Source organism: Paenibacillus sp. FSL W8-0919, from assembly GCF_038003785.1.
Lineage (GTDB): Bacteria > Bacillota > Bacilli > Paenibacillales > Paenibacillaceae > Paenibacillus_AQ > Paenibacillus_AQ lactis.
Map to the genome: position 1 here is coordinate 2,195,563 of NZ_JBBOPV010000001.1, position 21,938 is coordinate 2,217,500.

24 protein-coding genes are annotated in these 21,938 nt (G+C 53.9%); 22 read left to right on the forward strand and 2 right to left on the reverse strand.

Annotated features, from left to right (window positions below; translation table 11 throughout):
* Positions 1 to 167 precede the first annotated feature (167 nt).
* A complete protein-coding gene (locus NST44_RS09550; protein WP_340899087.1) occupies positions 168 to 2,669 on the forward strand; it encodes an O-antigen ligase family protein in 2,502 nt (833 codons plus the stop codon).
* 360 nt (positions 2,670 to 3,029) lie between these two features.
* Here the strand turns inward: NST44_RS09550 and NST44_RS09555 are convergent, their stop codons facing one another.
* A complete protein-coding gene (locus NST44_RS09555; protein ID WP_210095661.1) occupies positions 3,030 to 3,344 on the reverse strand; it encodes a hypothetical protein in 315 nt (104 codons plus the stop codon).
* Positions 3,345 to 3,497: 153 nt separating this feature from the next.
* On the opposite strand from NST44_RS09555, the gene NST44_RS09560 reads away from it, so the two are divergent.
* The 20 genes from NST44_RS09560 to NST44_RS09655 all read left to right on the forward strand — a co-directional run bounded on the left by NST44_RS09560 (position 3,498) and on the right by NST44_RS09655 (position 20,200).
* The gene (locus NST44_RS09560; protein WP_007131658.1) at positions 3,498 to 4,118 is read left to right on the forward strand and encodes a DedA family protein; all 621 of its coding nucleotides are present in this window, start codon (positions 3,498 to 3,500) and stop codon (positions 4,116 to 4,118) included.
* Positions 4,111 to 4,677, forward strand: a complete 567-nt coding sequence (locus tag NST44_RS09565) for a thioredoxin family protein (RefSeq protein ID WP_340899090.1) — start codon at positions 4,111 to 4,113, stop codon at positions 4,675 to 4,677. Before NST44_RS09560 ends, NST44_RS09565 begins: the two co-directional genes overlap by 8 nt.
* Before the next feature lie 3 nt (positions 4,678 to 4,680).
* Positions 4,681 to 5,319 (forward strand): MBL fold metallo-hydrolase, encoded by a 639-nt coding sequence (locus tag NST44_RS09570; RefSeq protein WP_144878984.1) that lies wholly within the window; start codon positions 4,681 to 4,683, stop codon positions 5,317 to 5,319.
* A 190-nt stretch (positions 5,320 to 5,509) separates the two neighbouring features.
* A complete protein-coding gene (locus tag NST44_RS09575) occupies positions 5,510 to 5,698 on the forward strand; it encodes a hypothetical protein (protein WP_028407080.1) in 189 nt (62 codons plus the stop codon).
* A gap of 1,565 nt (positions 5,699 to 7,263) precedes the next feature.
* The gene (gene sigY, locus NST44_RS09580; protein WP_040739906.1) at positions 7,264 to 7,809 is read left to right on the forward strand and encodes an RNA polymerase sigma factor SigY; all 546 of its coding nucleotides are present in this window, start codon (positions 7,264 to 7,266) and stop codon (positions 7,807 to 7,809) included.
* Positions 7,793 to 8,134, forward strand: a complete 342-nt coding sequence (locus NST44_RS09585; RefSeq protein ID WP_213617252.1) for a YxlC family protein — start codon at positions 7,793 to 7,795, stop codon at positions 8,132 to 8,134. Before sigY ends, NST44_RS09585 begins: the two co-directional genes overlap by 17 nt.
* A complete protein-coding gene (locus NST44_RS09590) occupies positions 8,127 to 8,336 on the forward strand; it encodes a hypothetical protein (protein ID WP_213617254.1) in 210 nt (69 codons plus the stop codon). Before NST44_RS09585 ends, NST44_RS09590 begins: the two co-directional genes overlap by 8 nt.
* A 37-nt stretch (positions 8,337 to 8,373) precedes the next feature.
* On the forward strand, positions 8,374 to 8,568 hold the full coding sequence (locus NST44_RS09595) for a PLDc N-terminal domain-containing protein (protein WP_007131651.1): 195 nt from the start codon (positions 8,374 to 8,376) through the stop codon (positions 8,566 to 8,568).
* Positions 8,565 to 9,497 (forward strand): ABC transporter ATP-binding protein, encoded by a 933-nt coding sequence (locus NST44_RS09600; RefSeq protein WP_213617256.1) that lies wholly within the window; start codon positions 8,565 to 8,567, stop codon positions 9,495 to 9,497. Before NST44_RS09595 ends, NST44_RS09600 begins: the two co-directional genes overlap by 4 nt.
* Positions 9,494 to 10,270, forward strand: coding sequence for an ABC transporter permease (locus NST44_RS09605; protein WP_213617258.1), 777 nt, complete (start codon positions 9,494 to 9,496; stop codon positions 10,268 to 10,270). The genes NST44_RS09600 and NST44_RS09605 overlap by 4 nt, the downstream gene beginning before the upstream one ends.
* 100 nt (positions 10,271 to 10,370) lie before the next feature.
* Positions 10,371 to 10,751, forward strand: coding sequence for a hypothetical protein (locus NST44_RS09610; RefSeq protein WP_007131648.1), 381 nt, complete (start codon positions 10,371 to 10,373; stop codon positions 10,749 to 10,751).
* A gap of 308 nt (positions 10,752 to 11,059) precedes the next feature.
* The gene (gene gatC / locus NST44_RS09615; RefSeq protein ID WP_007131647.1) at positions 11,060 to 11,347 is read left to right on the forward strand and encodes an Asp-tRNA(Asn)/Glu-tRNA(Gln) amidotransferase subunit GatC; all 288 of its coding nucleotides are present in this window, start codon (positions 11,060 to 11,062) and stop codon (positions 11,345 to 11,347) included.
* A gap of 20 nt (positions 11,348 to 11,367) precedes the next feature.
* Entirely contained in the window at positions 11,368 to 12,825 is a 1,458-nt protein-coding gene (gene gatA / locus NST44_RS09620; protein ID WP_213617260.1) for an Asp-tRNA(Asn)/Glu-tRNA(Gln) amidotransferase subunit GatA, read from the forward strand.
* Positions 12,826 to 12,856: 31 nt separating this feature from the next.
* A complete protein-coding gene (gatB, locus tag NST44_RS09625; protein ID WP_213617262.1) occupies positions 12,857 to 14,296 on the forward strand; it encodes an Asp-tRNA(Asn)/Glu-tRNA(Gln) amidotransferase subunit GatB in 1,440 nt (479 codons plus the stop codon).
* Between the two features lie 117 nt (positions 14,297 to 14,413).
* Positions 14,414 to 14,875, forward strand: coding sequence for a GNAT family N-acetyltransferase (locus NST44_RS09630; protein WP_213617264.1), 462 nt, complete (start codon positions 14,414 to 14,416; stop codon positions 14,873 to 14,875).
* 51 nt (positions 14,876 to 14,926) lie between these two features.
* Positions 14,927 to 15,640, forward strand: a complete 714-nt coding sequence (locus tag NST44_RS09635) for an MgtC/SapB family protein (protein ID WP_007131643.1) — start codon at positions 14,927 to 14,929, stop codon at positions 15,638 to 15,640.
* Positions 15,641 to 15,856: 216 nt separating this feature from the next.
* Positions 15,857 to 16,507 (forward strand): hypothetical protein, encoded by a 651-nt coding sequence (locus tag NST44_RS09640; protein WP_213617266.1) that lies wholly within the window; start codon positions 15,857 to 15,859, stop codon positions 16,505 to 16,507.
* Positions 16,508 to 16,532: 25 nt separating this feature from the next.
* The gene (locus NST44_RS09645) at positions 16,533 to 17,852 is read left to right on the forward strand and encodes a DUF4097 family beta strand repeat-containing protein (RefSeq protein ID WP_007131641.1); all 1,320 of its coding nucleotides are present in this window, start codon (positions 16,533 to 16,535) and stop codon (positions 17,850 to 17,852) included.
* Positions 17,853 to 17,940: 88 nt separating this feature from the next.
* Complete coding sequence (gene perR, locus NST44_RS09650) at positions 17,941 to 18,360, forward strand: peroxide-responsive transcriptional repressor PerR (RefSeq protein WP_007131640.1); 420 nt, start codon at positions 17,941 to 17,943, stop codon at positions 18,358 to 18,360.
* Positions 18,361 to 18,487: 127 nt separating this feature from the next.
* Complete coding sequence (locus tag NST44_RS09655) at positions 18,488 to 20,200, forward strand: glycosyl hydrolase family 18 protein (RefSeq protein ID WP_213617268.1); 1,713 nt, start codon at positions 18,488 to 18,490, stop codon at positions 20,198 to 20,200.
* Between the two features lie 141 nt (positions 20,201 to 20,341).
* Here NST44_RS09655 and NST44_RS09660 read toward each other — a convergent pair whose 3' ends face one another.
* Positions 20,342 to 20,707, reverse strand: a complete 366-nt coding sequence (locus tag NST44_RS09660; protein WP_028406927.1) for a DUF2614 family zinc ribbon-containing protein — start codon at positions 20,705 to 20,707, stop codon at positions 20,342 to 20,344.
* A gap of 224 nt (positions 20,708 to 20,931) precedes the next feature.
* Between NST44_RS09660 and NST44_RS09665 the strand changes: the two genes are divergently transcribed.
* The gene (locus NST44_RS09665) at positions 20,932 to 21,813 is read left to right on the forward strand and encodes a nucleotidyltransferase-like protein (RefSeq protein WP_028406928.1); all 882 of its coding nucleotides are present in this window, start codon (positions 20,932 to 20,934) and stop codon (positions 21,811 to 21,813) included.
* Positions 21,814 to 21,938: the final 125 nt, after the last annotated feature.

Below are 21,938 nucleotides of genomic sequence, written 5' to 3' on the forward strand. Positions count from 1 at the left end.
ACTTTAGAAATCGTTCGTTCCTGTAGAATATCCTCCCCCGGGCATGTCCACACTTGCTAATAGATCTTGAATATGGGAAATATGAGCCGTTCATCGTTTATACGTTCTAACCCTTAGGAGGAAGCGGCGATAAGGACGGCGAACGGACGGGAGGGGAGGCGGCACGAATGGCACAGAGGTGCTCATGGTATGGCGGTCTGCTGCTGACAGGGCTGCTCCTTACGGCCTGCAGTCAAACCGGCTGGTTCTTTGATTCGGATTTGTATTTGGCGGCTGCAAGCTGGGCGGGTCTTCTTTTGCTGGTTTTCGGTCTAGCGCGGATCAGCGGATACCGTCGGTCCTCTCACCACCGGGCTGCTCTTCCGGTTATTACGAGAGATCCTTACCGGGCAATTGCAGCGGTAGGTATCGGGGGAATCCTTGGGATCTATGTGCTGCATGGTCTTCAAGGACCCGTCAGCATGGAAGGTACGCTGAAGGAGATCGTCCTGTGGGGACTTTACGGTTCGTTTGCGGCGGCAGCCTGGGAAGTAAGCAGGACAGCGGAAGGCATGGCATCCTTGAGGCTGGGATGGCATCTTATCGGCGCGGTGTTATGCGGAAGCGCGCTGCTTCACGTCTATGGCGTGCTGGATCTGCCGTACGGTATCTATCATACGGCAGATCCGGCCGTTAGCGCGACTGGCGCGAGGCTTGGCGGCCTGCTGCAGTACCCGAATACGTTCGGGGCCGTGATGGCCGCCTTCCTGCTTGAGCGCCTGTTCGCGCTGGCGCCCGCGCTGCAGGCACGGCCGGGCGCGCTCCGCGCAGCGGCTGCGCTGCTGCCGCTGCCGCCCGCGCTGCAGGCACGGCCGGGCGCGCTCCGCGCAGCGGCTGCGCTGCTGCCGCTGCCGCCCTACACCGCCGCGCTGCTCCTCACGGAGTCGCGCGGCGCCTGGCTCGCGGCCGCAATTGCGTGCGCGGCCGGGCTGGCCCTTGAGCGGCGGCGGATTGCGCCGCTCCTTATTGCCGCCGCCGCGCCTTTGGCGAGCGCGGCGCTGGTGTACCGCCAGCTGGCTGATGCCAAGCTGGCGCCCGCGGTGCTGCCCGGCCTGCTGTGGCTGGCCGGGCTTTGGGCCGGCGGCGTGCTCGCCGGCCTGCTGCTGTGCCGCTTGCGGCACAGCGGGGGCCCCCGGCGGCGCGTGCTTGCGCCGGCGGCCCTGGTTGCTGCTGCGGCGGGATGCGCCGCAGCGGGGCTTGCGATCCTGCACCAGGTGCAGGATCGGGCGCTTGGCGGCGCGGCTACGCTTAGCGCGCGCCGCCTGATCTATAGCGACGCGTGGCAGCTGGCCAAGTCGTCGCTGTGGCTGGGACAGGGAGGAGAGACGTGGCGGCAGTCTTACCGCGCCATCCAGTCCCAGCCTTATGTCGGGGGCGAGGTGCACAGCGGGTATCTCGATATGCTGCTCAATACGGGCATTATCGGCCTGCTGATTGCCTGTGCCGCGCTGCTTGCTTTGATTGCAGGGATCGGCAGGGCATGTCCGAGACTGCTGCCGCCATTTCTCGTGCTGACGGTGCATGCAGCCATCGATTTTGATTGGAGCTATCCGCTGGTATGGCTGCTTATGCTGTGGCTGTCCGCAATGGGAACAGGAATGGCTCCTTTGGCGTGTCGGACCATGAGGCAAGAAGAAGGGGAGAACGCTTTCGTGCGAGAAGTTTCTATCACAGAACGCCCCCAACCCATCGGTGCATTGCGTCATCTCCTATCTAAGCCGACTGGAATATGGAGCCGTACCGCATCCCAGCGTTCGGGGCTGAAGGGCCGGATGTCATTCCCGCCCTCCGAATTGCGAAGACCGATACTGTGCTGGCGATTCCGTCTGCTGCACTGGATCTCGTCCCGTAAGCCGACCGTACGGTACTACCGACATCAACGCACCGACTCCCCCAAGGAGGGCTTTCGGCGATACTTCCCGGGTACTCCGCTTAAGCCATTCTGTATGCCGCACCGGTTTGCGCTCCGGCTGTCCGCACAATGGCATCGTCTCCCGCTTCTCCTTGGGTTCCTATGCTGGGCGGTCTTAACCGCTTCATTGGGCATGAGCGAGATGAAGCTTCGATTGGCGGCTTCAGCGGGTGAGGCGGAGCGGGGCGGGTTGCTCCGAGCCGCCTTGTCGTGGAATCCCGCAAATACCGCGGCTGCGTTCGGCTTGTCCGAGCTGCTGCCGCCAGAGCAGCAAGTGATTGTGCTGGAGCGAAGCCTGCGTTATGCGCCTCAGCATGCAGGTTTGAGCTGGAGGCTCGCGGAAGCGCATGCGTTGGCAGGGCGTGCCGATACGGCCGCCGTTTGGTATCGCAAAAGCCTTGAGCTGGATCGCTACAGTTCCGATAAGCAGACGCGGGCGGTGCTGGCGCTAACCTCGCTTGCCGTGAAGCAAAGCGCCGCCGGGGATGTGTCCGGAGCCGGACGCTCCGCTTCGGCGGCAATGGGTATGCTGAAGCGCTACCGCGCTCTCGCCGAAGGGGTTCATGCATCGCCTGGTCTCCGGAACGACCGGCGATTTCATTTGACGGCGCAAGCCCAGCGGCAGGCTGCCTTTTTAGAGGGATGGAGCGGGCGCGGGAAGCGGCAGCTGATCCGGCCGCGCCCGGGGCAGGCCCCAACACACCCGCCACTGCCCTAGCTGCTGCCAGCTCGCGGAAAGCTCTGGCTGCCCGCTTAAAGGCATGCTGTATTCACCGAGGCTTTGTGCGCTCCAAGTAGCGCGAATGCTCCCACCGCAAGCCTTGCTTTACATAGCTAGGTTGGCCATGCTCCGTCCCCAGCATTGCTGCTCCCAGCGCAAGCATTGCTGTTAGTTACCTAGACCATGCTGCTCTCGCTGCAGGTAAACTGCACATTTAGAGCTCCCGCGCTCCCGCCGGATTCTGCCGCTCCCACCGGGTTCTGCCGCTCTCACCGAAGAAATTGCCACCCTAGCCGCGAGTCTGGCAGCAACCAGGGGCGGCGCTTGTTACTTAGGCCAAACGCGGACCACGATGGCCTAACCGCCAAAGGCATCGCGGAATGCCGATGCGAGCTGCCGCTCCGGAACCTGCCACAGCTCCGCGATCTCGCCGCAGACCTCTTTTTCCCACCAGTCGCACAGCAGCTTTTTATTGCTGTAATTATCATGAATCCAGATCAGGTTGCCGATGACTTTCCGGTAGTACAGCTCCTCTCCTTGCTTAACGGCTTCCGGCGGAATGAATTGCTTCAGACGTTTGGCCGTCCGGTACAGTTCCTTGCTGCAGGCCCGCCTGATGCCGCGCGGCGAGGGGATCTTGCTGCCCGGTTGTTTGGTGTTCGGAGAATACATCGCTATTCACTCCTTTTGCTTCACCATATGTCCTTCTTCGGGCGAAAGTCACAGTGTCTCCGGCAAATGGGCGCAGTAGAAGGCATGTCCGGGGCTATGGTAGAATAGGCTAGTAGAAGAAATCAGCGCAAACAGAAAGAGGTGGGCCTTGGCGTGGAGTTCTTTTACGATATTGTCGGCCGGTTGTTTGAATGGATTCAGCAGCTGGGATACTTTGGGATTATGCTTGGCTTGATGGTGGAGGTGATCCCGAGCGAGATCGTCTTGGCCTACGGTGGTTATTTGATATCGCTGGGCGAGGTTCATTTTCTCGGAGCCATGCTGTTCGGGACTGTCGGCGGCGTACTGGCGCAGCTGTTTGTTTATTGGATCGGCCGCTATGGCGGCAGGCCGTTTTTGGAGAAGTACGGGAAGTACATATTGATTAAAAAGCATCACATGGATTACGCTGAAGAATGGTTCGCCAAATACGGCACCGGGGTTATTTTTACGGCGCGGTTTGTGCCTGTTGTGAGACATGCTATCTCGATCCCGGCAGGGATCTCGAAAATGCATGTGGGCCGCTTCACGCTCCTGACGACGCTGGCGGTCATTCCGTGGACGGCTTTATTTTTATATCTGGGCTGGATGCTGGGAGACCGATGGGAACAGATTGGCGAGAAGGCAAAGCCTTATACGCAGGAAATATTGCTGGGGGCTTTGGCGGTCATGATTCTTTATTTTTTGATCAAATGGATAAAATCAGCGAAAGTGAGGTCGAAACAAGATGAGTAAACATGTGGCTTCCTATTTGGGAACGGGTATCACCCCGCAGCAGTTTGTTGAAGGAATGCAGAAGAACCAAGAGGCCTTCAAAGCGGGATACGAGCAGTTCGAGTGGGTGAATCCCGAAGATCGGGAGTTCTTCGAAAGTCTAAATTACCGCGATGATCTGAGAGTGCTTATCCTGGCAGCGGATTGGTGCGGGGATGTTGTCCGTAACGTGCCGGTCGTATTTCGGGCAATGGAAACGGCGGGGATCCCGACAGAAGTGTTCATTCTGGAACAAAATTTTGAACTGATGGACCAGTTTCTTACTATGGGCGGGCGTTCGGTGCCGGTCGTTATTTTTGCCGATACCGGTGGTTATGTGATGGGGACTTGGGGGCCTCGGCCTGCGCATGTCCAGAAGCATATGATCGAGTTTAAACAGAACAATCCTGACCGCGAAGCCGCGGATTACCAGGACAACCTCGCTGCTGCAAGACAAAAAATCATCCAATCCTATGGGGAAGGATATGAGTTTCATGCCGTCATCATTAAGGAACTGCGTGAGCTCATTTCGGGGTTTTAAACGATGGCGCTTCATATTGAAACCTTTAGCTTGGGCCCTCTGGAAACCAATGCGTATTTGCTGACAGGCAGCGAGGAAGGCAAAGCGATCATCATTGATCCGGGCATGAATCCGGCTCCGCTTGTGAAGCGGATCGCGGATTTGGAGATTGAAGCGATCCTGCTGACGCACGCGCATTTTGATCATATGGGCGGCGTAGAGGAGATTCGCAAGCTGAAGGGATGCCCGGTTTATCTGCACACTATGGAGAGCGAATGGCTGACCAATCCGAAGCTGAACGGATCGACGAGATGGCCGGAGGTTTGTCCGCCGCTGTCCACCGATCCTGCTGAATATGATCTGGCAGATGGGCTAGAGCTGCAGCTGATCGGCGAAACCTTCAAGGTGTACCATACGCCGGGCCATTCGCCGGGAAGCGTCAGCTTTCTGTGTGGAAATGATCTCTTCTCAGGGGACGTTCTGTTCCGGATGGGGGTTGGACGTACCGATCTCCCTGGCGGGCGGGAACGGGATTTAATCCATTCCATCCAAAATACGCTGTATTCCTTTTCCGACGAGGTTGTCGTATATCCCGGACACGGACCCCGGACCAAAATCGGATATGAGAAACAGCATAATCCGTACGTGCCGGCCAGAAGCTAACATAATTACGACAAAAAACGAGAAATTTGTCTAGACAAACGAAGACAAGATTGATACAATACGGTTAATTAAATGTTACCCATTGCGAAGCACGCAGACTGTGGAATCCGTCCCGGTTTGCGTTCTTTTATTTTATGGGCCTTTATGCGCGGTTTTATGTTGGGGTTGGATGTTATTAGGGGGAGTCGCTGTGAGAAAAGATGAGTTGTCGCTTTTGGACGGATATGTAGCCGGAAGCAAGGAAAGCATGTCGAGAGACCATCATCTGCGAGCGCAACCGGAGATATCATCAATCGTGTGGAGTCGGCTGGTAAAGGGGGAAATGCTCGTCCGGCAGCCATGGCATCAGCGTCTGCAGTATAGAAGGTACCATGAGTAGGTAGGCTTGCATGGAGGCAGAGCGGATAACGTAGATCAATCAGGGCAAGGTGAATATTGTAGGTCAATCAGAGCGGATAAGGTAGCCCAATCAGGGTAGGACGGATAACGTAGAACAGTCAGGGCAGGGCGAGTAACGCAGATCATTCAGTAATGCAGAATCAGTTTGTATTATAGAATTAATCTGTATTGTAGAATCTAATAATGTAGAACAATACATGGTTAAGGGTTGATTTAGGGAAATGAGTCGAGGGCACCTTTTTATGATGGCGTCGATGGAAGTCATATTTGTTGTCATACAGGTATACCTTGAAGCTCCTTATTTAGGGCGCGGTGTTCAACATGCGTTCTAAATGAGGGGCTCTTTTATTTGCAGCAGCTTTGTTGTTCAAGCTGTCCTGGAGAGCAAACTACCTACTTTGTCCGGAACAAGTCCCTTTTAGGTACTTGAGAAGCGCAAAGGGCCCTCCATTGCCAGAACAAGTTCCTTTTAAGTACTTGAGGAGCGCAAACGGCCCTCAAATGCCGGATTTAGGTACTTGTGGAGCGCAAACGGCCCTCCAATGCCGGAACAAGTCCCTTTTAGGTACTTGTGGAGCGCAAACCGTCCTCCATTGCCAGAACAAGTTCCTTTTAGGTACTTGTGGAGCGCAAACCGTCCTCCAATGCCGGAACAAGTCCCTTTTAAGTACTTGTGGAGCGCAAACCGTCCTCCAATGCCGGAACAAGTCCCTTTTAAGTACTTGTGGAGCACAAACCGTCCTCCATTGCCAGAGCAAGTCCCTTTTAGGTACTTGAGAAGCGCAAAGGGCCCTCCATTGTCAGAACAAGTTCCTTTTAAGTACTTGAGGAGCGCAAACGGCCCTCCAATGCCGGAACAAGTCCCTTTTAAGTACTTGTGGAGCACAAACCGTCCTCCATTGCCAGAGCAAGTCCCTTTTAGGTACTTGAGAAGCGCAAAGGGCCCTCCATTGTCAGAACAAGTTCCTTTTAAGTACTTGAGGAGCGCAAACGGCCCTCCAATGCCGGAACAAGTTCCTTTTAAGTACTTGAGGAGCGCAAACGGCCCTCCAATGCCGGAACAAGTCCCTTTTAGGTACTTGTGGAGCGCAAACCGTCCTCCATTACCGGAACAAGTCCCTTTTAAGTACTTGTGGAGCGTAAACCGTCCTCCATTGCCGGAACAAGTCCCTTTTAAGTACTTGTGGAGCGCAAACCGTCCTCCATTGCCGGAACAAGTCCCTTTTAAGTACTTGTGGAGCACAAACCGTCCTCCATTGCCGGAACAAGTTCCTTTTAAGTACTTGAGGAGCGCAATCGGCGCCCCAGCACGCGGTTTACTGCCCCTGCACATAGCCTGCTGCTCTTACGCTAGGGCCATTGAGGCCCTAGCGCCCTTGGCTTTGCCCTATCGGAACCCTTAGCTTTGCCCTATCGGAGTTCATGCACGCATCCTATTAGTTGCCCTTGCGTGTTATACCGATAAAAGAAAATATAAATCGATTTGAACGATTCCATAGAGCAGATCGTATTACGATGGAAGAGAAAGAAGGTGATGGTTTCGCAATGATCCTTGAAGAAGAGGATTGGATACGAAAAGCGCAGCAAGGCGATACGAATGCAATGGGGCAGCTTTTTAAGCACCATTACAGCTTTTTATATAAATACCTGCTGAAGATCACGATGGATCAGAACGTGGCAGAGGATACCGCTCAGGACACCGTGATTCGGTGCATGGAGAATTTGCAGCGATATAACGGGACCTCGTCCTTCTCTTCATGGATGATTACGATTGCCACCAGGCTCTATATCGACCGCACCCGAAAGCGGAAGCGGGAGAAGAGGTGGCTCGAGGAAGAGCACCAGCGGTCGGTCAGACGGCTTCGCTGGCAGATGGAGCGGCAGGGGGAGGAGTGGACCGATTTATTGGATGGCCTTGCCGGGTTGTCCGAAGAGCATCGGATCGCGATTCTGCTGAAGCATTATTACGGCTACAGTTACGAAGAGATCGGCGGTATGCTCGGCATACCGGAAGGTACGGTTAAATCTAGAACCGCTTATGGCATTAAGCAATTGCGGAAGGAGTTGAAGAAGGATGGCGAACAAGCCTGATAGGGAGGACGAGGTTTTGCTGGAGGGCTTAAGTAGGGACCTCGAGCGCCTGGAGCGGGTGTTTGACGAGGGACCGTCGCCCTCCTTGGAGGAATTTCAGCTGCTAGCGGCGCATACCCTTCGGCGGAAGCGGCGCCGGATGAAATACGAGCTTGTGCTCTTTATGCTGACAGCCTTGCTCATCGTAAGCATCGTTTGTATGGCAGCGATGGCCGCTCCGATGGTGCTGATCTTGATCCATGGAGCCAGCATGCTGGCAGGCATCGCGATTCTCGCAAGCTCCAGGAAACTAAGATCCGCAGGAAAGAAGGGATCCCATGAATGATGTAAGCACGGTCCCGTTATGGTTGATTGTACTGATTGTCGTGCTGGTTCTGACTCAGGGAACCTCCCTGTTCGTTGACGCGCGCAAGCGCGGGCTCGGGAAATGGGCTTGGTTCTGGGGGATATGGGGCTCTACCACGTTTCCGCTGCCGCTGCTCCTTTATGTTTTGCTGGTTGTTCGGAGACAACAAAACGGGAAATGAGGGGACCGGTTTCTATTAAACATGAAGGGTGATCAAAATGGAGATCAATTGGGGATTAATCTGGCCGATTATTGCGCTGCAGGCTGTGCTGGCAGTAACGGCCCTGGTGTCTTTAACCAAGGCGGAAACGGAACAAATTCGAGGACCGAAATGGATGTGGGTGCTGATTATCCTGCTTGGGAACATCCTCGGCAGCGTCGCTTACTTCATCGGAGGGAGAAGGGCTTCATGATGGAACCTGTGCTTCGCATTCACAACTTGACCAAACATATGGGGAGCTTGACTCCTGTCAAAGGCATTTCATTCAACCTGGAGCGGGGCAGCTGCACCGCACTGCTCGGACCCAACGGAGCCGGCAAAACCACGACCATGCGCATGCTGGCAGGCCTTTTATCACCATCTCAAGGAGAGATCCGATACGGGAATTCTGGGGAAACCGGTGCGGATAACCAGCGATGGCAAAAGCGGATCGGATACCTTCCCCAGTACCCGAAATTTTACGGTTGGATGTCCGGCCTGGAATATTTGATCTTCAGCGCCAAGCTGTCGGGCTTGCCCGGCAAACAAGCCAAGCTGCGGAGCCTTGAGGTGCTTGAAATGGTCGGCCTGCAAGAGGCCGCCAATCGCCGGATATCAGGGTATTCCGGAGGAATGAAACAGCGGCTAGGCATCGCCCAGGCGCTAGTGCACGAGCCGGAAATGATTTTGCTGGACGAGCCGGTATCCGCGCTTGATCCAATCGGGCGACGTGAAGTGATGGATCTGCTGGACCGGCTTCGTGGCGAGGTGACGATCCTGTTCTCGACGCATGTGCTTCATGACGCAGAGGAGGTCTGCGATCACATGGTGCTGATGGTCGACGGACGAATTGCCGAACAAGGCGAATTGTCCGAACTGCGGGCGAAATACCGTCAACCGCTCCTGCTGCTGGAGGTTGAGCCTGGGGAGCGGGAAGCTGATTGGCTAAGAAGTTTACCGGGGAGACATTTTATCGAAGAGGCCGAAATTCGCAATCGAGCTGCAAGGCTGGTCGTTCAAGATATGGATGAAGCAAGGGCGGCATTGGTGCGGGAAATGGCCGATGTCGGAATCCGGTTTCAGCGCATCGAAGCAGGGGCTTCCTCATTGGAGGATATGTTTATGAAGGTGGTAGGGGCATGAGCATGTTTTGGATTCATTTTAAAAAAGAAATGTTGGAAGCCGCACGGTCATATAAATGGATATGGGTACCTGCGGTATTCCTGCTCCTGGGCGTCATGCAGCCGGTCATGATGTATTACTTGCCCGACATCCTGATGATGTCCGGCGATATTCCGCCGGAAGCGGCTGCATTGATTACGGTACCGCCGCCTGAGGAAATCCTGGCCTCTACTTTGAGCCAGTTCAGCACGATTGGTCTGCTGGTACTTGTGCTGTCCGCCATGAATACGGTGGCAGGGGAGCGCTCAAACGGAACGGCGGAGCTCGTGCTGCCCCGGATGTCATCCGTGCTGCCCATGATGATCGCCAAGTGGGCGGCGATGATGTCTCTGCTGATTCTTTCGTTCGTCCTGGGGTATGCAGGATCGGCTTATTATACTTCTCAGCTGATCGGTACGCTGGAATGGGGCCCGATGCTCGGGGCGGGTGCATTCTACATCGCTTGGCTGGCTTGGATCGTAACCCTGGTGCTCCCGCTCGGGGCGGTGCTTCGCGGTCCAGCTGCGGCATTCATCGCTTTGGGCTCGGCGGCCGCGCTGACGATGCTCGCTTCCTTGCTCCCTTCGCATCTTCAATGGAGCCCTGGCCGTTTGAGCGCAATCGCTACGGAATGGCTTACAGGCGGAGATCCATCAGCGTGGGCACCTGCAGTGTCGGCCGTGTGCTTGATGGCCCTGTCAACGGTAGCGGCGACTCTGCTGCTGAAGCGTCGGCCGTTGTTGCCGCAAGCCTAGTTTCGCCGGAGTTCGGTTAGATTTCCTTATTGAGCATGGACATCTCTAGCTTTTTCTAGTAGACTATGGAGATAAGGATAGACAACTCAGGAGGTAGACGATGCTTCGTTTAGGGGAAAAGATTACAATCGTCGCGGACGCCTTTGAGCAGAATCTTCCAATCGGTCAATACGGATATTTGATCGCCTATGACCGAAATCCGGACAATGCGTTTGATTACGTTATTCGGATTCCGAACCTCAACCGTAATTTTTTCGTTCCGGCAAGCGATGTCGAGCTGGAATCTGTCGTGTTGAAACAGGAAGCCGAGCGGATCGAGCGGGAAGCGCTCATCGATTTCGCCCTGTCGACATATAACGAGAAGCTGTTCCATCAGGTGATGAACGGCGAACTGCAAGCTGTTGAAGAAGAGGAAGAATCGAAAGAAACGATGTCCCAGGCCGATTTCATCAAGCAAGTGAATCTTCGTGCCTGGATTTAGAAGAGTCGGCTTTAGCCGGCTCTTTTTTGTTTGATATCAGAAAGTATAAGGCCTCTGGCGATCTGCTGCCTGATAACGAAAGAGAAATTAGCCCCGTTATCCATCGTTCAGTGCTCCTAGTCATCCTAAGTTCGCACGGATTCGTCCTGGACAAGCCTCGCGAATGATTCATCCCGGAAAAAAACGGTGGGGACCCGAGCTTTCCGTTTCGATTGAATCTTGCATGCTTCTACAATATAATGAGAAAAGTTATCGAGACAGACTTTACCCCTTTCATCATCAGGGGCACGAAGGAGGAAGTCCAAGCCATGAGCATTACGGTCAAAGATGTTCAGCATGTTGCCAAGCTGGCCCGTCTGAACTTGACGCCGGAAGAAGAAGAGATGTTTACCGGCCAACTGAACGCGATTTTACAATATGCCGAGAAGTTAAATGAACTGGATACAGACGGCGTAGAGCCAACCACGCACGTTCTTCATCTAAGCAATGTCATGAGGGAAGACGAGGTTCGCGAGAGCCTGCCGATTGAGAAGGTGCTGCTGAATGCGCCGGATGAAGAAGACGATCAATTCAAAGTACCAGCTGTACTGGAATAGCCCGAAGGGAGGAGACATACTTGAGCCTGTTTGATTTGAAATTGTCGGAAATACATAACAAGCTTCATGATAAGGAGCTTTCCGTATCCGATTTGGTGGACCAAGCCTTCACAAGCATCGGTGAGCGTGAGGACCGTGTGAAGGCTTTTATTACGTTGGATGAAGAGGGAGCGCGTTCGGCGGCCAAGGCCTTGGACAGCAAGCTGGCCTCCGGCGAGAGCCGCGGTTTACTGTTTGGCCTTCCTGCCGGCATCAAGGATAACATTGTAACGGAGGGACTGCGGACAACCTGTGCAAGTCAGTTCCTGTCCAATTTCAATCCGGTGTATGATGCGACGGTTGTCGGCAAGCTGCGTCAGGCGGATATCGTGACGATCGGCAAGCTGAACATGGATGAATTCGCGATGGGGGGCTCGAACGAGAACTCCAGCTTTTATCCGGTTCGCAATCCGTGGGATCTAGAGCGGGTTCCGGGCGGCTCAAGCGGCGGTTCCGCTGCGGCTGTAGCTGCGGGCGAAGCTTACTTCACGCTCGGCTCCGACACCGGCGGATCGATCCGCCAACCCGCTTCCTATTGCGGCGTGGTCGGACTGAAGCCGACGTATGGACTCGTATCCCGTTTCGGCTTGGTTGCATTCGCATCCTCGCTCGACCAGATCGGACCGATTACGAAAAATGTCGAGGATTCCGCGTACGTCCTGCAGGCGATCGCCGGATATGATCCGATGGATTCGACTTCCGCCAAAGTGGACGTGCCGGATTATTTGAGCGCGTTGACCGGCGACATCTCGGGACTGCGTATTGCCGTGCCGAAGGAGTATCTGGGCGAAGGCGTCGATGCCGAAGTGAAGGAAACGGTCATGAATACGTTGAAGGTGCTCGAGAGTCTCGGCGCCGTATGGGAAGAAGTTTCCCTTCCGCACACGGAATATGCGGTAGCGACGTATTACTTGCTGGCTTCCTCGGAAGCTTCTTCGAACCTGGCCCGTTTTGACGGCGTACGTTACGGCGTTCGCGCCGATAACTCGGGCAGCCTTATCGATCTGTACCATGAATCCCGCAGCCAAGGCTTCGGGGATGAGGTAAAGCGCCGGATCATGCTGGGAACATATGCGCTCAGCTCCGGTTATTACGATGCTTACTATTTGAAGGCGCAAAAAGCGCGGACGCTGATCAAGCAGGACTTCGACAAGGTATTTGAGCAGTATGACGTGGTGATTGGACCAACCGCGCCAACGACGGCATTCAAGCTGGGTACCCAAGTCGATGATCCGCTGACGATGTACTTGAACGATATTTTGACGATTCCGGTCAGCTTGGCCGGTGTACCGGCCGTGAGCGTGCCATGCGGATTTGCGGACGGATTGCCGGTTGGCATGCAGATCATCGGCAAGGCGTTCGACGAGTCGACGGTTCTGCGCGTGGCGCACGCCTTCGAGCAGAATACGGACCATCACAAGCGCCGCCCTGAGCTGTAAGACGCGTGGAAGAAGGAGGGAAAACGAGAGAATGTCTACATCAAAATATGAAACGGTCATCGGACTGGAAGTCCATGTCGAGCTGCACACGAATTCGAAAATTTTCTGCGGATGCTCCACGGCGTTCGGGGCTCCGCCGAATACCCATACATGCCCGATCTGCCTCGGTCATCCCGGCGTACTGCCGGTGCTGAACCGCCAGGCCGTCGAATATGCGATGAAAGCTGCAATGGCACTGAACTGCACGATCAGCGACGTCAGCAAGTTCGACCGGAAAAACTATTTCTATCCGGACTCGCCGAAAGCCTACCAGATTTCGCAATATGACCAGCCGATCGGACTGAATGGATGGATTGATATCGAGGTAGACGGGAAGACGAAACGGATCGGGATTACCCGTCTCCATTTGGAGGAAGATGCGGGCAAGCTGACGCACGTTGATGGAGGCTACGCATCGCTCGTTGACTTTAACCGGGTAGGAACACCGCTGGTCGAGATCGTATCCGAGCCGGAAATTTCCTCGCCCGAGGAGGCGAAGGCCTATTTGGAAAAGCTGCGTGCGATCATGCAGTACTGTGAAGTTTCCGACGTGAAGATGGAAGAGGGCTCGCTTCGCTGCGACGCCAACATCAGTCTCCGTCCTTGGGGACAGAAGGAGTTCGGAACGAAGGCCGAGCTGAAGAACATGAACTCCTTCCGCGGCGTGCAGCGGGGTCTTGAATATGAGCAGTTCCGTCAGGCTGAGGTGCTCGATGAAGGCGGTGTGATCGTTCAGGAGACCCGCCGCTGGGATGAGGCGCAGGGCAAAACGTTCTCGATGCGCGGCAAGGAGCAGGCGCATGATTACCGCTACTTCCCGGATCCGGACCTGGTATCGGTGCATATCAGCGAGGAGTGGAAGGAAGCGGTCCGCGCGACGATTCCGGAGCTGCCGGATGCGCGGAAAGCACGATATACTTCGGAGTATGGTCTCCCGGATTATGATGCGGCCGTCATTACGGCTTCCAAGCCGCTCGCGGACTTTTTCGAGGACAGCCTGAACTATACGAAGGATGCCAAGTCGGTGTCCAACTGGATCATGGGCGATTTGCTGGGGTATTTGAACGCGAACAATCTGGAGCTTTCCCAGGTCGAGATTACCGGACAAGGCCTCGGTGAAATGATCGGCTTGATCGAGAAAGGCACGATCAGCAGCAAGATTGCCAAAACGGTCTTTAAGGAGATGCTGGAAAGCGGCAAGCTCCCTGCTCAAATCGTTGAGGAAAAGGGACTTGTCCAAATCAGCGACGAAGGCGCGATCAAGAGCATTGTGGAGCAGGTGGTTGCGAATAACCCGCAATCCGTGGAGGATTATAAGGCCGGCAAGCAGAAGGCTATCGGCTTCCTGGTTGGTCAAGTGATGAAAGAGAGCAAAGGAAAAGCAAATCCTGCGCTCGTGAATAAACTGCTGGTAGAAGTGCTAAACGGCTGATCAAGGCGATCTTGGCATCAACCTATACCAGCAGGGATCTATCCGATATGAAAGGAGCTTGTCCCTCTGACAGGGGCAAGTTCCTTTTTAAAATATGCGAAGAAGGAGCTTACCTCAATGATTACCCGTTTATCTCTTGAAGACCGGGACACGGTACAGCAAATATGGAGTCTGCAGCATATGGCCTATCCGCTCGAGGCCGAATTGATCGGCTTCTCTGAAATTCCGCCCCTGCTCGATACATTTGAGACGCTGCGTGAATGCGGGGAAACCTTCTATGGGTATATAGATGATGATGGAGAATTGATTGGCGCCATCGCGGTTGAACCGGAGCCGCATCAGGTAACGATCTCCCGAATGATGGTGCATCCCGGCCATTTCCGGAAAGGGATCGCCGGCTCGCTGGTCCGGCACGTCCTGGACAGCTACGGGGAAGTTCCTTTATTTATCGTTTCGACGGGAACGCGGAATACGCCGGCCGTCGCCCTGTACGAGAAGTTCGGTTTTGTGAGGGATCATGCCTTTGAGGTCGCTCCGGGTGTGGAGCTGACCGAGTTACATCTCAGGGTTCACCCGTAGAAAAAACAAGTTTAAACTTCAACGCAATCATCATGAGGAGGGCACTGCATTTTGAATAATCCATGGGTGATCGACAATGTGACGATACTGCTTCGTCTGCTGCTCTCCATGCTGCTTGGAGGCCTGATCGGGTTTGAAAGGGAGCGCTCGAACCATGCCGCCGGTTTGCGTACGCATATTCTGGTATGTCTCGGCTCTGCGTTAATTATGCTGCTATCCATCTACGGCTTTGCGGATTTTGTTGCCGAAGTCAATGTGCGGATCGACCCTGCGCGTCTGGCTACCGCCGTCATTACCGGCATCGGATTTCTTGGAGCGGGCACCATCCTGTTCACGGGCAAATCGATCACCGGCTTGACGACGGCAGCCTCGGTTTGGGTCGTGGGCGCCATCGGGCTTGCCGTGGGGGCGGGTTTTTATTTTGCGGCAATCGTGTCGACGCTGTTGATCCTGTTAAATCTGGTGGTCTTCAATAAGCTGGAGCAGCGTTATATACGGGGAAGCAAGCTCCATCTGATTACCGTGCATGCTGCAAACACGCCCGGTGTCCTGGATGAGGTATCCGGGATTCTTGAGGAGCAGGGCTTCGTTATCAAAAAATTGGTCGTGAATGAACGCAGTACGGTTCCTTACGGTGAATTACAGCCTGCGCTTCCGATGCTGGAGATTTCCCTGCAGGTTTTAACCGACCGGAGATTCGAGCCGGTTGAAATTACGCGGCGCATACGGACCATTGGGCAAGTCTGCATGGTGACGGCGGAATGATACATGATGAAGGATAACGTTACTGAAAAATGGCAGCTGCTGATCAAAGGCAGCTGCCGTTTTTTTTTAGGGGAAACTCCTGGCCCTGCATAAGGCCCTGGAAGGGCTCTATCCAGTTTTTTGCCAGTTACTTCACGCTTTGGTTAGGGTACTATCAAAGAAAACAGCGAACGCCGCGATCTACGCAAACACGGTATGCCGGAAGGAGGGAAGGTTATGCGTACAGCACCGGAACGAAGAGCCGCTCGCGGGAACAAGCCGCGCAAAATTCGTGTGAAACGGTATCGGGGCATGCGGGGCAGGCAGCGGAAGCGCATCGCCCTTTTATTGGCTGCGCTCATCCCGGGCATGGGTCATATTTACCTTGGCATGTACCGCCGGGGAATAACATTCATCATGCTCCTGCTGCTGGATATCTCCGCATTATTGTATTTTTCCTCGATCGGTATGCAGATTAATGTTCCTTTACTCGTCGTGCTTGGCCTGCTGATCCCGGTCGGCTATTTCTATAATGTGTATGATGCGCTGCAATCAGCCGAGGTGATCATTTCCCATAAGAGAAGGAGCGAGGGCGGCGGAGCCTCGGTTATTGACGGAAAGCGAAGAGGAAATCCATTTCGCGGCGAGCGGGGAGCTGCCTTTGGCATTACGCTGGTCGGCTGCGGAGCCTTGCTCATCTTATTCCATAACAAACCGCCGTGGCTTCAAGCCGTTATTCGCGATTATGGCACGGAAGCTACTGCAGTGGTGCTGATTGCCGCCGGGATATGGGTTGCGGTTCGGGAAGCGACTCGGCATCGAAAAAGCACACACAGCTTTCGCGGACGGGACGCTTCTTCCCAGGAAGACAAGCAATTAAAGATATAGCATAAGCGGCGAAGGGAGGAGACGGATGAAGCCTAGAGTTAGAGTAGGGCGCTATACAGCGGCGGTATTACTGATCAGCACCGGGGTATTATTGCTGATGGACGAGTGGAAAGGGACAGACTATGTGTTCTTGCTCCAGTGGTGGTGGCCGATGCTGTTCGTGCTGCTCGGGATGGAATACTTGGTGCGTTATTCGTTGTCAGTCGTTCTGGGACGCCGGAAGGAATTCCGGTTTCGCCCCGATCTCCGCGGCGTCGGCCTTGCCGTCTTTCTAACGGCGTCCGTATTCGTAATCTCCCAGCAGGAGCATTTTCTGCATTTATGGAACCGCGTCAGCTTGAATTTGACAGCGGCCGGCGTCGACTACAGCGAAGCGGCGGACAATCGCTTTGACAAGCCTGTACTGGAAATCCCGGCTGAGCTCAGCACGGAGAAGATCGTGATTGATCATCTGAACGGCGACATTTCCATCGTGCGGCGGAATGTGGATGATATTATCGTTGAGGCGGAGATTTGGGTCGATCAGGAGGAGCCGAGCATGGCCGCAGCCATCGCTGAGCAAAGCATCGTTGAAGCCACGGAGGGAAGCACCGTCACGATTCGCTCGAAAGGAAAATCATACGGGGAATCGGGCAAAAGGCAGCCCCGTATCAATCTTAATATAACGCTGCCGGATGACAGACGGTTCAATATGGAAGTACGGACGATGAACGGCGCGATCTCGCTTAGAGACGTGCAGGCGATCGATAAAATCTCGCTCGAAACCGGCAACGGTCCTATCTCGCTTGCCGGCATCTACGGAAACGTGACGGGGAAGACGCTTAACGGGGAGGTTATGGCCCGGGGGATTATCGGCGATGTCAAGCTGTCAACGAACCGGGGGAGCATGACCGCTGTCGACATTGCAGGCGAAACGGATCTCAGCTCACAAGTCGGCAACATGACGGTTAAGCGGGCATTAAACCATATTCGTGTTCAGACCAGAAACGGCCATATTCTGGTTAGCGACGTTCCGGCCGATCTGAGCGCAGAGTCGTTGAACGGCAGCGTGACGATCCGCTCAACGAAAGTCGGCGGCGATTGGAACATCTACAGTGCGGTGGGAGAAATGAAGCTCCACATTCCGCTTGAAGGGGATTACAAGCTGGAGGGGACGATCAGCTACGGCCGTATTTTAACCACGCTGCCTAATCTGTTCATCGAGCAGAAGACGATTTCCGGGGAATCCGGCGCTGGCGAGCATTCGATCAAGATTGAGGGCAACAGCGATCTGAACATCTACCGAAGCTACCCGGAAAGCTCCGAGAGCATCAACAACAGGGGCATGGCGCCTCTGCCGCATTGACAAAAATCCAACAGCCGCCGTACAATAAAGGATAAGAGCGGCTTAGGCTGCGGATAATCCTAGTTCAACTTGAAGGCGGTGGGCAACCATGGCAACTTCCGTGCAGCATGCGCTGGAACAACTTAAAACGACCGGTGTCCGTATTACGCCGCAACGTCATGCGATTTTAACATATTTGGTGGAATCCATGGGCCATCCGACTGCGGATGATATTTATCGGGCTCTGGAGCCGAATTTTCCAAGTATGAGCGTAGCTACTGTATATAATAATTTGAAAATGTTTATTGAAGCCGGTATGGTGCGCGAATTGACTTACGGCGATAATTCCAGTCGTTTCGATGCGAATGTATCGGATCACCATCATATTATTTGCGAGAAATGCGGAAAAATTGAAGATTTCAGCTACCCGTCCCTTAAAGATGTGGAAGTGCAGGCTGAGAAGTGTACCGGGTTTGAAGTAAAGGGGCTTCGGATGGAGCTGTACGGGCTCTGCAAGTCCTGCAAATAAACATCGGTTAAGTAAGAAGAACGCGCGGAATCCACGATTCCACACGTTCTTATTTTTTTGAAGCCATTTGTAGGCGTACCCAGAACATGAATAGCTGGGGAAACGGCGGGGATAAGGAGGAGAGGTATTGGCAAGGAGAAGATATCGAAGAAAGCGTCGTGCCAAGAGAGGCTCCTTTTATATAGGTGTCATACTGATTGCTGCGGGGATCTGGTGGATCATGAATGATTTGGCGTCGAATTCGAAGCATATCGTTCCGGACTGGCTAGGAATGGACAAGCCGATCTTCGTTCAAGGAGAGCTTATGGAGCATTCTGCCCGGGGGACAAAGGCGGATCTGAAGCTGCCGCTGCCGGTGATCCAAGAGGCGGTCGACAGTAATATCCGTTATGAGCCGGATTCGAAGTCCATTATTATAACGACCACGGAATCGGTGCTGCGGATGAAGATTGGATCCCGGGAGGGCGAGCTGAACGGCAAGCCGCTAACTTATCCGGTTGCACCCGAGCTCGTTGACGGCATCGTGTATGTTCCGATGAAGTCGCTTAAAGAGCATTACGGCATAGCGGTACATGAGGATGGGGCCGACGGCGCGGTTATCCTGATGCGGGCCGGCGATTCGATTCAGCTCGCTGAGGTCGCGCCGGCCAAGCCTGACGGAACGGTTGCGATGAGAGAGGGCATGGGGAAAAAATCGCCGATCGTGCTCGATCTTTCAGCTGGGCAGCGTCTGCGCATATGGCGTGAGGAAGCAGGATGGTATTTTGTACAAACGGATAACGGATATACCGGATATGTTCCGGTGGAGCGGGTTGCGAAGAGGGATCTGAAGGAAATTCCGGTTATCGCCCAAACGCCGTCCCGAGCGGAGCGCGAGTGGAGGAATAAATCCGTTAATTTGGCGTGGGAGGCCGTGTATACGAGAAATCCAAGCCCTGATCATATTGAGCCGATGCCTGGCGTGAATGTGGTCAGCCCTACTTGGTTCAGCATTTCCGATGCGGAAGGCAGCGTCAAATCCAAGGCTTCGTTGCCGTATGTTAACTGGGCGCATAAACGGAACATGGAGGTGTGGGGTCTGCTGGACAACAGCTTCGACCCTGAGCTTACGACCGAAGCGCTGTCGACGTATGAACGGAGATCCCGCACAATCGGGCAAACACTTTCCTATGCCAAGCAGTATAAGCTTGACGGAATTAATATCGATTTTGAGAATGTTCATACCAAGGACAAAGATAAGGTCGTGCAATTCGTGCGTGAGCTGAGACCGTTCGCAAAGGATCGGGGCTTGATCCTCTCCATCGATGTGACGCCGAAGTCCAACAGCGAGATGTGGTCCCTGTTTCTGGATCGAAAACGGCTTGGGGAAGCGGTCGATTACATGATGGTAATGGCTTACGACGAACACTGGGCATCCAGTCCTCGAGCCGGATCGGTCGCCTCGCTTCCATGGGCGGAGCAGTCGGTTAGACGCATTATCGAAGAGGATGGAGTACCGCCATCCAAGCTGGTATTAGGCGTGCCGCTATATACAAGGGTATGGACAGAAAAGAGCGATGGAGGAGAAGTCAAAGTCTCGTCCAAAGCCATTGGGATGGAAACAATGCAGACTCTGCTTAAGGAGCGAAAGCTTTCGGGAACCCTTGATTCAGCGACGGGACAAAACTACGTACAGTTTAAAGAAGGCGGCGCCACGAACCGAATATGGATGGAGGATGGCGTATCCCTTAAAGCCCGCGTTCAATTGGCTAAAAAGCTGGAACTTGGCGGCATTGCGGCATGGAATCGAAGCTTCGCAGTCCCTGAGGCATGGAAAACGCTAAACACGATCCATGATTAGATTTACGGCAATCCTTGTGTTAACTATTGAGAAAATAAATAAAACCGGTTATCCATTAGGGTAACCGGTTTTTTGTCTGTTTATGAGGTTTATAAAAGGGCTGGCGGCCAATCCTTGGATAGGCCGATCTTGAGCGGTCTGCTAGGTCGTGCTCTTCTGTGACTCCAGTTCCTCTGCGGTGATGTTGGCCTGGTTCGGATCCAGTGTCAAGATGGTGTGGCAGAACATGCAGCGGTCGGTTTTACCCAGCATCTTGGTCAGCTTGTCGCACTCCGGACACTGGATTTGAACAGCGCTCGTGGAGAGCATCCCGGCCCAGAAGTAAATGGCCAGACTGCCCATCATCATAATGAGACCGAATACTAACCCGACTCCTGCAAATACTTTGCCGGCTTGGCCCCAGAAGACGATACCGGCCGTTCCTAGGACCATGAGTCCCATGCCCAGCATGGTCAGCAGCAGGCCCCATGTGCGGAAAGCGTTGATTTTTGCGTTCTTAAAGATCATGGCTTCATAATCTCCTGTTCTTAAAATGTTTAATGGACTGTTCCATGAATAAAACGAGCATAGTTTGATTACAGCATCTAAATAATGGGTTGCATTCTTGCTAAGTGAAGCAATCCGGTGTCCCTTTTTTCTTATCTCCTAAAAGAAGGAACTGACATGGACATGTAGAATTACATTATAACTGAAATGGCTGAAGTTCGCCAAGGAATGTATGGAGGGGAACCGTGGAATTAGCCAACTTTTCTTTATATTATGGAAATACGGTAGATGAAGGAGCTATTGGAGCGATCGCATACCGTAATAAGAACGATGCAGTACTTGGCTCGCCTGTTCATGATTTTGAGATGAATCTCGTTGTCGTCTATGATGGAATACCTGACGAGCCTCCCAACCAGCATTCTGTAGTGAACGGTGATCGGTGCCAGGTGATCAGCATCGGCATGGATGCATTGGAGCATGAGCTTCTTGAAGGGGAGCATAAAGTATTGATTCGGTGTTTTCTCGAAGGGGATATCATTAGTGATCATGAGGATCGCCTCGCCAAGCTTCGACGTGATTTCTTAAGATTCGCCGAGCCGATTCGGGAGCGAAAGCTGTTTATTGGGTTTGCTCATTTTTTGCAGAAATATGTGGACATCAAGTTGCTGATCAAGCAGGACCGGATTTTGGATGCATATCATACGCTTCTGGACGGGCTTCATTGCTGGGCCGAGCTGGAACTGATCGAACGGGGCATTCATCCGGAAATTGCGGTATGGGAGCAAATGACGGGACTCAATACACCGGTACGGAAATTGTACGAAGAGCTTACGGTCAGCACGGAAACGCTTGATCAGCGGTTAGAGCTTGCGCTTCTAGCCTATGAGTTCTCGATGGTCTCAAAGCTGGAGAAGTGTGCGGCATTGCTTCTGCGCGTGATGCGCAGTCGCCGCACGCCGTGGACGATTCAGGAGCTGATCCTCCATCCGGAGCTTGCCCCGGTGGCTGCAGAGCTCCAGATCGTACTGCGCAACCTGGTGTATCGATCCTTGGTTAAGGAAGCGCCTGTGTGCAAGGAGTCCCGGCATAACGGCTTCTCTACCATCCGATATTATTCGGAGTGCTGAAGAAGGACGAGAGTCCTTCTTTTTTTGTTTCTTTAATAAGCGTCACCCGGAACGTGATGTGATTTTATTTTGTTCAACAAGTGATTCACCCGGAATGTAATGTAATGATGGATAGACAAATGAAT

Excerpts from the sequence above, each read along its gene's own strand:
- NST44_RS09550 (WP_340899087.1), top strand. The coding sequence starts at position 168 with ATGGCACAGAGGTGCTCATGGTATGGCGGTCTGCTGCTGACAGGGCTG.
- gatC (WP_007131647.1), top strand. The coding sequence starts at position 11,060 with ATGAGCATTACGGTCAAAGATGTTCAGCATGTTGCCAAGCTGGCCCGT.
- NST44_RS09600 (WP_213617256.1), top strand. The coding sequence starts at position 8,565 with ATGATGGAACCTGTGCTTCGCATTCACAACTTGACCAAACATATGGGG.
- NST44_RS09640 (WP_213617266.1), top strand. The coding sequence starts at position 15,857 with ATGCGTACAGCACCGGAACGAAGAGCCGCTCGCGGGAACAAGCCGCGC.
- NST44_RS09570 (WP_144878984.1), top strand. The coding sequence starts at position 4,681 with ATGGCGCTTCATATTGAAACCTTTAGCTTGGGCCCTCTGGAAACCAAT.
- NST44_RS09585 (WP_213617252.1), top strand. The coding sequence starts at position 7,793 with ATGGCGAACAAGCCTGATAGGGAGGACGAGGTTTTGCTGGAGGGCTTA.
- NST44_RS09610 (WP_007131648.1), top strand. The coding sequence starts at position 10,371 with ATGCTTCGTTTAGGGGAAAAGATTACAATCGTCGCGGACGCCTTTGAG.
- gatB (WP_213617262.1), top strand. The coding sequence starts at position 12,857 with ATGTCTACATCAAAATATGAAACGGTCATCGGACTGGAAGTCCATGTC.
- sigY (WP_040739906.1), top strand. The coding sequence starts at position 7,264 with ATGATCCTTGAAGAAGAGGATTGGATACGAAAAGCGCAGCAAGGCGAT.
- NST44_RS09645 (WP_007131641.1), top strand. The coding sequence starts at position 16,533 with ATGAAGCCTAGAGTTAGAGTAGGGCGCTATACAGCGGCGGTATTACTG.
- NST44_RS09565 (WP_340899090.1), top strand. The coding sequence starts at position 4,111 with ATGAGTAAACATGTGGCTTCCTATTTGGGAACGGGTATCACCCCGCAG.
- NST44_RS09630 (WP_213617264.1), top strand. The coding sequence starts at position 14,414 with ATGATTACCCGTTTATCTCTTGAAGACCGGGACACGGTACAGCAAATA.
- NST44_RS09660 (WP_028406927.1), bottom strand. The coding sequence starts at position 20,707 with ATGATCTTTAAGAACGCAAAAATCAACGCTTTCCGCACATGGGGCCTG.
- NST44_RS09590 (WP_213617254.1), top strand. The coding sequence starts at position 8,127 with ATGAATGATGTAAGCACGGTCCCGTTATGGTTGATTGTACTGATTGTC.
- NST44_RS09605 (WP_213617258.1), top strand. The coding sequence starts at position 9,494 with ATGAGCATGTTTTGGATTCATTTTAAAAAAGAAATGTTGGAAGCCGCA.
- NST44_RS09595 (WP_007131651.1), top strand. The coding sequence starts at position 8,374 with ATGGAGATCAATTGGGGATTAATCTGGCCGATTATTGCGCTGCAGGCT.
- NST44_RS09555 (WP_210095661.1), bottom strand. The coding sequence starts at position 3,344 with ATGTATTCTCCGAACACCAAACAACCGGGCAGCAAGATCCCCTCGCCG.
- perR (WP_007131640.1), top strand. The coding sequence starts at position 17,941 with ATGGCAACTTCCGTGCAGCATGCGCTGGAACAACTTAAAACGACCGGT.